Here is a 12,613-nt window from a genome sequence, read left to right as displayed (position 1 = left end):
CTGCCCACTGGCAGGCTTTCTCTTTGACTGAGTACAGAACACTATGATTCGATTTGCCTCGTTCGTTTTTACGCTTGGTATTCTGGTTCCCGCTGCATCTGCTGTAACCTATCCCCTCCCTCCCGAGGGCAGCCGTCTGGTGGGGGCGCCGATCACCATCACCGTGCCTGAGGGCAATACCCTGCCGCTCGAAGCGTTTGCAGCGCAGCACGGACAGGGGTTGAGCAATATGCTGGAAGCCAATCCTGGCGTGGATCCGTTTTTACCGCGAGCCGGAACACAGCTGGTGGTGCCGCAGCAGCTTATTCTGCCGCCAACGGTGCGCGAGGGAATTGTGGTGAACGTCGCGGAAATGCGACTTTACTATTATCCACCCGGCAGCAACACGGTTGAGGTGCTGCCTATTGGCATCGGTCAGGCCGGGCGCGAAACGCCGCGTAACTGGGTAACCGCCGTTGAGCGCAAACAGGAAGGCCCAACCTGGTCACCCACGGCAAATACGCGACGCGCTTACGCGAAAGAGGGGAAAACGTTGCCCGCGTTCGTTCCCGCCGGGCCGGATAACCCGATGGGGCTGTATGCCCTCTATATCGGCAGGCTGTACGCGATCCACGGTACCAACTCAAATTTCGGCATTGGTCTGCGCGTCAGCCAGGGCTGCATTCGCCTGCGTAATAACGATATCAAATACCTGTTCGATAACGTTTCGGTGGGGACGCGGGTACAGCTTATCGATCAGCCCTTAAAGGTGACCACCGAGCCGGACGGTAGCCGTTGGGTAGAGGTTCACGAGCCGCTGTCACGCAATCGCGCGGAATTTGAATCGACAAATAAGGTGCCGCTGCCCATTTCAGCCGCACAAAGGACGCAGCTAATTAGTGAAGGGGCGGGCGCTGAGCTGGAACGGCGGTCGGGGATGCCGGTGAAGCTTGCTATGCCCGGTGGCGCTGCGCTTACCGGGCCTACAGGACCGTAGGTCGGGTAAGGCGAAGCCGCCACCCGACAATTTTACCGAACGCAGAATGTAGGTCGGGTAAGCGCAGCGCCACCCGACAAACTGACCGAACGCAGAAAAGCAAAAAGCCTGCTTTAAAAGCAGGCTTTTCAAATTTGGCTCCTCTGACTGGACTCGAACCAGTGACATACGGATTAACAGTCCGCCGTTCTACCGACTGAACTACAGAGGAATCGTGTGAACGGGGCGCATATTATCGACCTGCGTACGCCTTGTCAAAGGATGGATCGCCGACTTTGAACTGTTTGCTGACAAAACCAGCAAAGTGACGTTTTTGCCAACGGAATGCACCATTATTGTGCAGATATACCCCGAATGGGGCAGATCGGAAACCGTTGTCCTCGACTCAAAACAGGCACCAGTGATTGGCTTTCCTTATTTTCAGCCGCTTAGCAGCGACATACACCCGCTGCAAAAAACTGGCATCCATATTGCAAAACCTGTTTAACAACACAGCCGTTACCGGCACGCTATTTTCGAACAGGGGGCAACATGAACTTAAGACGACTGAAATACTTCGTAAAAATCGTCGATATCGGCAGCCTGACCCAGGCGGCTGAAGTGCTGCATATCGCGCAGCCTGCGCTGAGCCAGCAGGTCGCGACTCTGGAAGGCGAAATGGACCAGCAACTGTTGATCCGCACCAAGCGCGGCGTAACGCCTACCGAAGCGGGAAAAATTTTATATACCCATGCCCGCACGATCCTGCGTCAGTGTGAACAGGCGCAGCTTGCCGTGCACAATGTGGGTCAGACCCTGAGCGGCCATGTCTCCATTGGCCTGGCGCCGGGAACGGCCGCATCGTCTGTCACCATGCCACTGCTTCAGGCGGTGCGCGCGGAGCTACCGGAAGTGCTGGTTTATCTGCATGAGAACAGTGGTTCCGTGCTCAATGACAAACTGCTCAACGGTCAGCTGGATATGGCGGTGCTGTACGATCGCTCCCCGGTTGCCGGGATCACCAGCCAGCCGCTGCTGAAGGAAGATCTTTACCTGGTCGGTACCCGTGATTGTCCCGGTCAGAGCATTGATTTAACCGCTGTGGCAGAGATGAACCTGTTCCTGCCGCGCGACTACAGTGCCGTGCGCGTGCGCGTTGACGAAGCGTTCTCGCTGCGCCGTCTGACGGCGAAGATCATCGGCGAGATTGATTCCATCTCCACGCTAACTGCCGCCATTGCCAGCGGCATGGGTGTAACGGTTCTGCCCGAGTCTGCCGCACGTTCACTGTGCAGCGCGGCGAACGGCTGGATGGCCCGCATCACCACGCCATCCATGAGCTTACCGCTGTCGTTGAATATGTCCGCGCGCGGCTCCCTGTCGCCGCAGGCGCAGGCGGTGAAAGAGATCCTGATGTCTCTGGTCAGTAAGCCGTCGCTGGAAAATCGCGAGCTGCAACTCGTCAGCTGATATTCCAAATAAGCATAAGATGCTGGTTTTTATTATTTGTTCTCCAGCCCGCCTGACTCTAACAATAGCCTTATGTCAGATGCGCCGGAGTGAATTGTGAATTTCCAGCAACTTAAAATTATTCGTGAGGCGGCCAGGCGGGATTACAACCTGACCGAAGTCGCCAATATGCTTTACACCTCTCAGTCGGGCGTCAGCCGACATATCCGCGAGCTGGAGGAGGAGTTAGGCATTGAGATTTTTATCCGTCGCGGCAAGCGCCTGCTGGGTATGACCGAGCCAGGCAAGGCATTGCTGACCATCGCTGAGCGCATTCTCAACGAGGCCAGCAACGTTCGTCGGCTGGCGGATCTCTTTACCAACGACGCTTCCGGTGTGCTGACTATCGCCACCACCCATACACAGGCGCGTTACAGCCTTCCGACGGTTATCAAAGCATTTCGTGAGATCTTCCCGGACGTACGTCTCGAATTGATCCAGGGCACGCCGCAGGAAATTGAAGTGCTGCTGCATAACGGTGGGGCCGATATCGGTATCGCCAGTGAACGGCTGAGCAATGACCCGCTGCTGGTGGCGTTCCCGTGGTTCCGCTGGCACCACAGCCTGCTATTACCCGCCGAACACCCGCTGAACCAGGTTTCACCGTTGACGCTGGAAGAGATCGTCAAATGGCCGCTTATCACCTACCGGCAGGGCATTACCGGGCGTTCGCGCATAGATGAAGCGTTCAAGCGTAAAGGGCTCACGCCGGACGTGGTGCTGAGCGCGCAGGATTCCGACGTGATCAAAACCTACGTCGAGTTAGGGCTGGGGATTGGCCTGGTGGCCGAGCAGTCTGGCGGAGAATATGAGGCTGGTAATCTGGTGCGTCTGGATACACGTCATCTGTTCGATGCGAACACCGTCTGGCTCGGGCTGAAGCGCGGGCAGCTTCAGCGTAACTATGTGTGGCGTTTTATCGAGCTGTGCAATGCGGGGCTCTCTGTAGATGAGATCAAACGCCAGGTGATGGAGCCGGAAGAGGTGGCGATTGATTATCAGATTTAACTACGCGTTTGCCCGGGTGCGCTGCGCTTTCCGGGCTTGTATTCCCCCTTCACCCTGTTTCTCCTTTATTTCTGAAGACGGCTTCCATATTTTGCATCCTTAACCTGCATACCAGCCAATCTGTCTGCATAATCGGCACTATAGTTTTGCATCTATATAGTTTTTGATCTATGTTGTACAAGGAGGTCCCGTGTGGGCGATTAAAACTACGGACAGGTTTGACGACTGGTTCACCTCATTAAACGATAGCGAGAGAGCCAGCGTACTGGCCGCGCTACTTGTTTTGCGGGAGAGGGGACCGGGTCTGTCCAGACCGTATGCCGATACGCTGAAAGGCTCCCGCCACAGCAACATGAAAGAGTTGCGTATCCAGAGTAAGGGTGATCCGCTGAGGGCATTTTTCGCTTTCGATCCGAACCGTACGGGTATTGTACTGTGTGCGGGCAATAAGGTCGGTAATGAAAGGCGATTTTACGATGAGATGCTCCTCGTTGCGGATCGGGAATACACTCGCTGGCTGAACACATTAAAAGAGAGGAATTAACGCGATGGGCAGAACCCTGGAGCAGCTTATTGCAGATGAAAAACCTGAGGTTGTTGCCAGCGCACAGGCAATGGCAACGGATATTTTGCTCAATATCCATCTGGCCGAGTTACGTGAAAAAGTGCAAAAAACGCAGGTAGATATGGCCAGGGCGTTGGGTATTAAACAACCTACTGTCGCCGTCATGGAAAAGGCAGGACGCGATATTAAGCTTTCTTCTTTGAAACGCTACGTTGAGGCCGCCGGAGGGAAGCTACGGCTGGATGTAGAACTACCCGATGGTTCTCATTACGAGTTTGTGTTGTAACCCACAAAAGCAAAAAGCCTGCTCTAAAAGCAGGCTTTTCAAATATGGCTCCTCTGACTGGACTCGAACCAGTGACATACGGATTAACAGTCCGCCGTTCTACCGACTGAACTACAGAGGAATCGTGTGAACGAGGCGAATATTATCGACCTGCGTGCGCCTTGTCAAAGGGGAAAACACCGTTTTTGTTCGTTTGCCGACAATTTCAGCAAACCGATGATTTAATAGCAAATTTGCTTTCAAATTGCACAGCAAATCGCGCCGCCCGCAGGCAGGCGGCGCGCAGGATCAGAACAGTACGGAGTAGTTCAGGCCAAAGGTACGTCCACGGCCTTTATAAGTATAAAGACCCGGTGCGCCGTAGGTTGGGCTATACAGCCCCGGTGCGCGCTGGCCCCAGGCGGTGGTGTAGTCTTTGTCCAGCAGGTTTTCCACGCTGAAGCTGACTTTACCCACCGGCAGGGCGTAGCTGCCCAGGAAATCAACGGTGTTATAGCCATCAATCTTCTTACCGTCGGCGTCAGACACGTCGAAGGTTTGTGTGCTCTGCACGCGCAGGGCCCAGTCGCCCGGCGCCCAGTTAACCCATGCGCTGGCTTTAGACGGGCTGGCGCTGTCGACCGTCAGCTTCTCCCATTTCCCGTTTTCACGCGTTTCGGACTTGATGGCGTTAAAGTTCGCCCCGGTGCTCCAGTCGCTGTCGGTGAAGAAATAGTCCACCTGGCCTTCAACCCCGTAGATACGACGTTTGTCGTCCTCCAGGTTGATGGTCATGTCGCTCTTGTTGATGGTGATGGTTTTATCCGAGAGCGAGTAGTAGGCCGCCACCTGGGTACGCAGGTTATCGCCGGTGAAGCGCCAGCCCAGCTCGTAAGCATTGACCTTAATACCGTCCAGCGTTGAGTCGTTCACGTTGACGCTGTTTTGCAGGCGATAGTGACCATCGACCAGCTGATAGGTGCCGGAGCCGTAGTACTTCGCCAGGTCCGGGATCTCGAAGCCCTGGGAGAAGTTAAACCACAGCTGCTGCTGTTCGGTCAGACGTCCAAGGATCCCGGCGTTAAACAGGAAGTTGTTGTAGTCGGTTTTCCCGCCCGGCACCGCGTCAGCGGAGGTCGCTTTGCCCGTGGCGATTGCCTGCTGCTGGGCGTAGCCGACAAAATCGTCCACCTTGTTTTCGGTGTACTGGTAACGCACGCCGCCGCTCAGGGTGATGGCGTCAATGTCATAGCTAGCTTGCAGGAACGGCGCGAGGTTGGTAATGCTGTAACCCGGATAACGGCCCACGTTGTAGGCATTGTCCAGCTCCATGCCACCGCTCGCCGCCGCTTTGCTCAAGTCAAAGAACTGCTGGTTGGCATCGAACGTTTCATGATCGGCGTCCACACCCCAGGTGAGGGTCAGGTCGTCCATCGGCTTGCTGTTCAGCGTCAGCTTGCCGCCGTAAAAATCGGTTTTCTGCTGGGACGCGCCAATGCTGGTCACCGCGCCTTTGCTCAGCGTCGGGAACGGGTAGTAGGTCAAGCTCTCGTCACGGTAGTAAATCTGCGCAACCAGATCCTGACCCCAGAAATCGGTGTTCGAGTATTGCAGGTTGATCAGGTGACGCTCTGTGCCCGGGATACGGTCAGAGTTCAGGTTATCTTTATTATAGGCTTTGGCATCGCCCGTGACCGCAGCGAAATTATCCCCAAGGAACAGGCCGTGCTTGCCGTCGGATTCGCTCTTGTAGTACTGCGTGGTTAACTGGAGCTGCTGATGATCGTCGATGTTGATGGTGCCTGTCCCCATCACGTCGATACGGTCGGAATACTGCAAGCCGGTCTGGGTGTTATCGATAATCACCTCGTCGCCGTTGCCGTCATACCAGCCGCCGTAGCGCTGATAGGAGACCGACAGACGGCCAGAGGCGTTGTCATTGCCGCCGCTCACGGCTGCGGAGACGTTCTCATCATGGTCGTTATGGCTGTTAAACCCGCTTTTTGCCCCGGTCTGGAACTCCACTTCGGTCTCCGGCTGGCCTTTTTTGGTGACGATGTTCACCAGCCCGCCGGTACTGCCGCCGCCGTACAGCGAGGTGGCGCCGGAAATGACTTCGATACGGTCAATGTTGAACGGATCGATAGAGTCGAGCTGGCGGCTGTCGCTGCGGGAAGAGTTCAGACGTACGCCGTCCACCATCACCATCATGGAGCGACCGCGCAGGTTCATGCCGTAGTTGGTACGTCCCTGGCTGCTGACGTCCATGCCGGGGATCAGCTGGGCCAGCACGTCTTTAATCTCTTTCCCGCCCTGAACCTGCTGCTCAATTTCCGCCCGCTCAATAACCCAGGTGGTTTGCGCCATCTCTGCCACGCTGCGATGTGCCCGGCTGGCGGAGACCACAATATCTTCTTCCTTTTGTTCTTCCGCCCACGCAGAAGTAGAAAGCATGGCAAGCAAGCACGGATTTAAAACCCAAAGATGAGAACGTTTCATTGTTATGTTGATCCTGAATGTGTGTGTCAGTACTCGGTGGTCTTCATTAATGATTTAAAAACCTGGCTGCTCTCCGGGCTGGTGGTGCTCCGCCAGTGGATCACGCCGGGGGTGGTTGCCAGCTCAAACGGCTCGTCATCGTGAGCGCGATTCAAAATTCGCGCCGCGCGCCAGGCCATCAGGCTGAGCTGGGGTTCGGCAATACCGAGACGGTGCATCCCGGCATTGACGGCAAACAGGCGGTTGCTCTGCGGGCCGTCCCATTCAAGGGTGAAATCGTTGTTGATGCAGAAGGCTTCATTCTCATCCAGACGCAGTCGGGAAGAGAGCGGGGCGAGAAACGCGGGCTGCACGGCGCGGTAGCCGGTGGCGAAAATCACCACGTCGCTCTCCAGCTGTTCGCGCCCGCCGTCCAGGTGATGCTGGATGCTGAGGCGATGTCCGGTTTCCTGGCGCGTCAGCGACGTCACCGAGCGGGACGGCATCAGGTGCGCCCAGGGTTTTTCGCGCAGCACTTCGAAGCGGTGATACATGGCGCGATAGATGGCCAGCAGCGACTCCGTGGTGATCCCGTCGGAGGTCATCTTCTGCTCCTGCAACATCTGACGTCGGGCGTCGTCACCAAGGGTCGAGAAGCTGTCCACATACTCCGGCGTGAAATACTCATTAGCAAACGCGGCTTCATCCAGCGCGTTGTAGTTGTTGCGGCGCGACACCCAGTTGAGGCTCAGCGGCTGGCCCCATTCCCCACGGAAGATATTTAAAAACAGATCCGCACCGCTCTGGCCGCCGCCAACGACGGTGACGCGCTTGCCCGCTAAATCCGGCGTGCGCAGCATCATTTCGCTGGCGTGGAAGCAGGTATCGTCCTGCACGGTGACGCAGTCTGGGAGATTGATCTGCTTCCCAATCCCCACGCAGACATGGCGCGCTAGGAAGCGATCGCGCTGGGTCACCACCTCAAACAGGCCGCTTTTTTCATCAAAGCTTACCTGCTGCACCTGCTGGCTGAAGGCGAGGTTGGTGAGGTTGTCCGCCGCCCAGCACAGGTAGTCCGCAAACTCTTCGCGGGAAACCGTGCGCTGCTCGGTGGTCAGGAAGCGGTAGAACTTTTTGCGCTGTACCAGGTAGTTCAGGAAGCTGTGGCGGTTGGTTGGCTCCACGGCGCTGACCAGATCCTTCAGAAAGCTGGTCTGCATATGGCAGTCCGGCACCATCATCCCCGGGTGCCAGGAGAAGTGCGGCTTGCGTTCAAGAAACAGCGAGCTAAAACCGTCCAGCCCCTCTGCCAGCGCGGCAATACTGAGGTTGAACGGACCGATACCAATGCCGATGAAATCATAGGTTTTCATTGCGCTGACTCCCGGGAGACCAGAAAAAGAGGGTTATCAAGATCGCAGACGTAGTTCGGCAGCATGCGGCTGCCGCCGTCGTGTTCAGAGAAGGTCAGTTTGACCGGGTTGAGGATCACGCGAATAATCTGCGGCTTAAACAGGTCGAATTTGGCGAAGCGCGCTGCAAGATCCGGATGGGCGGCCATATAGCGACGTAACACCAGCGCCAGGATCTGATAGAAGCGGGGTTCGCTCACGCCGCATTGCAGGGTGAGGCGGGATATAAAGCGCAGCACCGTGACAAAGTTGCCGGTTTGCAGGTCGTGGATGATGTAATCCGCGCTGAGGCGCGCCGTCACCGCTTTTACCTGCTCCGGCAGGCTCTGCATCTGCGGGAAATCTTCATCCACCAGGCGCATGTCGCCCTGGAAATCCTTCAGCAAAATGCGCTGCGGAACGTAATCTTTCATCACCAGCGTGACGTTCTGGCCGTGGGCGATGAGCGCCACCCCGTAGCGACAGAGCAGGTGGTAGAAGGGGATCACCGTCGCCTCAAACAGCTTTTCCAGCCATGCGTCAGCGGTTAACCCCGAGCGTTTGATCCACGCGTGAATCAGCGGGCGCCCCTGGTTATCGGTTTCCATCAGCGCCGCCATCAGCACCGCCTGTTCGCCATCCTGTAAATAGCAGGATGGGTTCTCGCGCCAGATCACCCCCAGCATCTCCTGATAGCGGTACGGCGCCTCAGGCAATGCGGCATAACCCGAATGCGACAGATATCCGGCTGCGGGTTCGCCAAGCACCTGCGCCCCGGAGCGAATCAGCGTGGCATCACTGGCGAACTGCTGCTGTAGCCAGCGCGAGGCCAGCGGACCGGCGGCGATATACTTGCCCGGAATACCGCGATAGCAGGAGGTGTTGTAGATGGTCAGCGGCAGCTTGATGTCATACGGCGCGCGACGGCTGGCGTTGGTCAGCGTGCGCAGGGACTGCTGCGCCAGATACTCATCGCCGAACTCACCCAGCTCTACCATCTCACCGCGCGCGAGCTGCGCCAGGAAATGAATGGCAATTTTTTGCTGCCACTGCCACGGGTGCAGCGGCACCGGCAGCCAGCTGTCGTCCAGATCCAGCTCCTGCCAGCGGGCGTTGAACCGTTCGCGCTCGGCATCGTCCATGGCGCTGGCGAGCAGGGCGTTAATATCGCAATCGGCGTCGCTGCTCCAGACCAGACGCTCGCGCTGCACGGCGACCCAGTGCAGGCGAAAACGCCCGCGATATTCCGGCGCGTACCGGCGCAGGGCATCCAGCCCCCAGCCGCGGCGTCCCTTGTTGAAAATAAACTTCGGGTGACCGCGCATCAGGCACTGTAGTTCGTCCGGGTCGAGGTGGATCAGCGCATCGGCATCCAGCGTTTCACGCGCCTGCAACAGCTGCATGTCACCCCGCAGCGTGGCGTAGAGATCTTCCATGTGCTCCGCCGTTTGCGCGTCGCTCATCTCCAGCACGGTGGCCAGTTGCAGCAGCGCGTTTTCCGCTTCGACCGCCGCGCCGCTGGTGGTGGTCAGGGTATCAGGGTCAATATGCAGCCAGCCCCATATCCCACGCGTGGCGCGAAACTGCCAGCACGCGTTGCCCATACTGATGCGCCAGTTGTCCGCCGAAACCGGCTCGGCGCGCAGGGTGCGTTCATATTCCAGTTCGGCGAGGATCTTCGCCACCATCTCGCGGTTCACTTTCTGCCAGAGTGCGTTCACAGTTCCACCTCGTGGAAGAAGTGATGACGCTCGCTCATGATCAGACGGGAGCGTTTGTGCGGGAAGTCGAACTCTTTCACCGTGTCGAAACCGGCGGACGCCAGATGGCGGAACAGACGCTGGTTGTCGAAGCGCGGTTCCGCCACAATGCGCGCCGTGCGCGGTTCATCGAGATACAGATAGTGGCTAAGGCCGCGCAGCCAGCTGCGGATATACTGCGCCCCGCGCCAGTTCTCTTCGCCCACCAGCATGTGCAGCCCACGGTCAAACGGCTGCCAGCGATAGTGGCGGCCAATGCGGTCTTCTGCCGCCCAGTAGAGTTCAAAATAGCCGAACGGCTGATCGTCAAAGCAGCCGATCACCGGATAGCAATAGGTCGAGTCGAGCTGGCGACGCAGGTAGTTCTCCTGCTCGGCCTGCGGACCGGCCATCTCCCAGAAGGCATTGACGCGCGGGTTGTTCATCCAGCGGGTAAAACGCTCGCCGTCCAGCGCCACGTCCGCCACGCGGAAGCTCAGGGTGCGCTTAATCTGCGGATCGTAACGGCGGTACACCTCGCCCTGCGGGCGGTGAGGGCGCAGCGGGAAGTACAGCTGACGGCTTTCATCAAACTGCATTTCGCCGCTCGCCTGCGGACGTTCGCCTTTCAGCCACAGCGGCAGCTGCCAGAAAATTTCACGCGCCAGATAATCTCCGTGAACGAGGCTAAACAGCGCCTGCGCCTGAGGTTCATCCTGCCAGGCTGCCCACGGCAGGGTAATGCCGGTCAGGGCGGGCGCGGCAACAAACAGCTGGTCGAGGGCGTCCACCAGCCAGCCGTCCGGGAGCCCGGTCAGCCGCTCCAGCACCGCGCTGCCGTCGAGACCCAGCGTCAGCGGCAGGTTTTGTTCCGTGACCGTGCAGCGAAAGCCGTAGCCGGAATGGACGATATTCGCGTTTGCCATCACGCCTTCTCCTTATAAAACGGGTTGCTAAAGTCGAAATAGATCACCGCCGGATCGACGATGGTGTTTTCGTTGCGATCGTGCAGGTAGCAGAAGAAGTTGCCTTTGCAGTTCCAGGTCGGGCTGTCGAGCACGTAATCGAGGCAGCGGGTCTGCTTCGCCGTGGTGCGCAGTTCGGCCAGCGCGTCACGCACGCGGGACATCAGGTTCTCTTCGCTGTCGAAGCCGGCGGCGGCGAGCGCGGCGGTGACGGCAAGGGTAGAGTTCAGCAGCAGGTAATAAGGGAAGTAGCGCAGCAGCTGGCTCTCACCGAAGCGGTTTTCCACTTCGGTTTCACCTGCCTCTTTCAGCCACGCGTCGGCCCCTTCGGTCCAGGCGCTGCCCTGGCAGTCGCGGTAGATCAGCCCAACGGGGAAATCCTGCTGCATCTCAACGAGGATATTTTGTTGGTGCGCCAGCAGGACCAGACCGTAGTCCGCCTCGGCGCTGAACAGCGGAAGCAATACCCGGTCGCAGTAAGCGTCCAGCCAGCAGCGCGCGGCCTGGGCGAGAGGGAGATCCAGACGCTGGCTCAGACGACGCACCGCCGCGGCGAGCAGGCTGTCGCCGCCGTCCGGCGCGGCCTGGGTCAGGCTCACCAGCACGTTGGTTTGCGTTTCAGGGGTATCGAACAGCAGGTTGACGCGCAGGGCCATCAGGCTCTCTTCCTGGACGACGCCGTGCTCATCGCACAGCCCCGCCCAGCCGTCCTCCTGCATCACGCGCATGGTCGGGTAGCGCGCCTGAAGTTCCTGCCAGCGTGCCGTTTTCGCCAGGCGTGCCAGGCGCATGCCGCGCTTAACCTCTTTCACCGACAGCGTGCGCACGGAGTTGGTCAGCCGCACGCTCAGGGAAAACTTAATCATGTCGCTGTTGGTTTCACTGTACAGCGAGCGGGAAGAGCTGGTGGGCAGCCATTGCGCACCGGCTTCGCCCAGATCGCGCAGGGCGCCTTTTTCTACCAGACGCTGGCACCAGTCCTGCTCCAGCAGATAGTCGGCCTGCCACGGGTGCATCGGCAGCATCCAGCAGGTGTCGGTGAAGTGACCGAGAAGGGCCGGCGCGCTCTGCGCTGCAAAGCGCAGCAGACGTTCCCGCAGGGAGACATTCAGGCTGTCGCCGGTAATCAGCTCATGCTCAACCGCAAACCAGCGCAGCGGGAAGCGGGAGGCGAAATCCGGCAGATAGCGACGCGCCTCGGCCTCGTTAAACGGCTCGTGCGACTTTGGGGCAGGATGAAAAGCATGGCCGACCAGCAGCGCCTGTTCCGCTTCGGCAAACGTCAGCGGCTTATCGCGCAGGTTTGCCCAGTTGTGGCGTAAATCAATGGCCTGCCAGGTGTGCGTATGGCTTTCCAGGACGCGCTGCTTAAAGCGAGCCAGCGTATCGGCATCCAGTTCGCCTTTTAGCGTCTCTTTTTCAAGAATAAAATCAATCAGTTGATGGAATGCGACCGTGTCACCGCCGTCGCTGTCGGCCTGAATCAGCGTTGCCGGAAAACGATACTGGTGATGCTGCGTGGGGGAGAAATAGCGTACCGGAACCCGAATGGCCTGGGTTGGGGAGAGCGGGATATGAATTTGTGATAACTCATCCGCACGGGTTGCGGGAAGATAGTGCCAGTCCTTCGTTTCGCGCAGCAGCGCGTTCAAAAAACACTGGGCCGCAACATCTGTACCGGCGGAGCGGGGCAGAGTACGCATAGTTGTACCTCATTCCATGACTGATAATAATTCTC

Annotated in this window: 10 protein-coding genes and 2 tRNA genes; 5 read left to right on the top strand and 7 right to left on the bottom strand. The window is 58.2% G+C overall.

Annotated features, from left to right (window positions below):
* Positions 1-43: 43 nt before the first annotated feature.
* Positions 44-976 (top strand): L,D-transpeptidase, encoded by a 933-nt coding sequence (ldtA, locus tag ACOTWU_RS09290; RefSeq protein WP_126499108.1) that lies wholly within the window; start codon positions 44-46, stop codon positions 974-976.
* 135 nt (positions 977-1,111) lie between these two features.
* Here ldtA and ACOTWU_RS09285 read toward each other — a convergent pair.
* Positions 1,112-1,187, bottom strand: a tRNA-Asn gene (locus ACOTWU_RS09285).
* A 320-nt stretch (positions 1,188-1,507) separates the two neighbouring features.
* Between ACOTWU_RS09285 and nac the strand changes: the two genes are divergently transcribed.
* From nac to ACOTWU_RS09265, 4 genes are all read left to right on the top strand, one after another.
* Positions 1,508-2,425: a nitrogen assimilation transcriptional regulator NAC gene (nac, locus tag ACOTWU_RS09280; protein ID WP_003859531.1), complete on the top strand. Its 918-nt coding sequence runs from the start codon at positions 1,508-1,510 to the stop codon at positions 2,423-2,425.
* Positions 2,426-2,521: 96 nt separating this feature from the next.
* Positions 2,522-3,472, top strand: coding sequence for an HTH-type transcriptional regulator Cbl (gene cbl / locus ACOTWU_RS09275; protein ID WP_017383311.1), 951 nt, complete (start codon positions 2,522-2,524; stop codon positions 3,470-3,472).
* Positions 3,473-3,662: 190 nt separating this feature from the next.
* Positions 3,663-4,016, top strand: a complete 354-nt coding sequence (locus ACOTWU_RS09270) for a type II toxin-antitoxin system RelE/ParE family toxin (protein ID WP_017383312.1) — start codon at positions 3,663-3,665, stop codon at positions 4,014-4,016.
* 4 nt (positions 4,017-4,020) lie between these two features.
* Positions 4,021-4,323, top strand: coding sequence for a helix-turn-helix domain-containing protein (locus ACOTWU_RS09265; RefSeq protein ID WP_017383313.1), 303 nt, complete (start codon positions 4,021-4,023; stop codon positions 4,321-4,323).
* A 45-nt stretch (positions 4,324-4,368) separates the two neighbouring features.
* Here ACOTWU_RS09265 and ACOTWU_RS09260 read toward each other — a convergent pair.
* The 6 genes from ACOTWU_RS09260 to ACOTWU_RS09235 form a co-directional block, all read right to left on the bottom strand.
* Positions 4,369-4,444 (bottom strand) — tRNA-Asn (locus ACOTWU_RS09260).
* A gap of 167 nt (positions 4,445-4,611) precedes the next feature.
* A complete protein-coding gene (locus tag ACOTWU_RS09255) occupies positions 4,612-6,801 on the bottom strand; it encodes a TonB-dependent siderophore receptor (protein ID WP_126499109.1) in 2,190 nt (729 codons plus the stop codon).
* 26 nt (positions 6,802-6,827) lie between these two features.
* Positions 6,828-8,153, bottom strand: a complete 1,326-nt coding sequence (locus ACOTWU_RS09250; protein WP_126499110.1) for a lysine N(6)-hydroxylase/L-ornithine N(5)-oxygenase family protein — start codon at positions 8,151-8,153, stop codon at positions 6,828-6,830.
* Positions 8,150-9,892 carry an aerobactin synthase IucC gene (gene iucC, locus ACOTWU_RS09245; protein WP_333010835.1) on the bottom strand — a complete coding sequence of 581 codons (1,743 nt, stop codon included), beginning with the start codon at positions 9,890-9,892 and terminating at the stop codon, positions 8,150-8,152. Before iucC ends, ACOTWU_RS09250 begins: the two co-directional genes overlap by 4 nt.
* Positions 9,889-10,836 (bottom strand): GNAT family N-acetyltransferase, encoded by a 948-nt coding sequence (locus tag ACOTWU_RS09240; RefSeq protein ID WP_126499112.1) that lies wholly within the window; start codon positions 10,834-10,836, stop codon positions 9,889-9,891. Before ACOTWU_RS09240 ends, iucC begins: the two co-directional genes overlap by 4 nt.
* Positions 10,836-12,578 carry an IucA/IucC family protein gene (locus ACOTWU_RS09235; RefSeq protein ID WP_126499113.1) on the bottom strand — a complete coding sequence of 581 codons (1,743 nt, stop codon included), beginning with the start codon at positions 12,576-12,578 and terminating at the stop codon, positions 10,836-10,838. Before ACOTWU_RS09235 ends, ACOTWU_RS09240 begins: the two co-directional genes overlap by 1 nt.
* Positions 12,579-12,613: the final 35 nt, after the last annotated feature.

Origin of the sequence: Enterobacter cloacae complex sp. GYL001, assembly GCF_049237125.1 — a bacterium.
In the GTDB taxonomy this organism is placed as follows: Bacteria; Pseudomonadota; Gammaproteobacteria; order Enterobacterales; family Enterobacteriaceae; genus Enterobacter; species Enterobacter hormaechei_C.
The sequence above is the reverse complement of the archived record's forward strand: the minus strand, read 5'-3'. Positions and strand labels throughout refer to the sequence as shown.